This window comes from Oceanivirga salmonicida, from assembly GCF_001517915.1.
GTDB lineage: Bacteria > Fusobacteriota > Fusobacteriia > Fusobacteriales > Leptotrichiaceae > Oceanivirga > Oceanivirga salmonicida.
The window spans coordinates 1-205 of record NZ_LOQI01000247.1 but is presented as its reverse complement, the minus strand read 5'-3'; the positions used below and the strand labels follow the sequence as shown (position 1 = coordinate 205).

The following is a 205-nucleotide window of genomic DNA, read 5'->3' as shown; positions in this document are numbered from 1 at the left end:
GTCTCGTGGGCTCGGAGAAAGTCTCTAAAGTCCAGTTCAGCGTTGAAGGCGAATACCTCGAGTACTTCGTCATCGACGGCCCGACGCCGAAAGCGGTGCTTAACCGCTATACGCAGTTCACCGGCCGCCCGGCGCTGCCGCCGGCATGGTCGTTTGGTCTGTGGCTGACGACCTCGTTCACCACCAACTATGACGAAGCGACGGT

1 protein-coding gene is annotated in these 205 nt (G+C 60.0%); it reads left to right on the top strand.

The genetic code is table 11. From position 1 onward, the window contains the following. Window positions 1–205: TIM-barrel domain-containing protein (locus tag AWT72_RS09400; RefSeq protein WP_156413175.1), on the top strand; the 205-nt coding region annotated here is incomplete at both ends.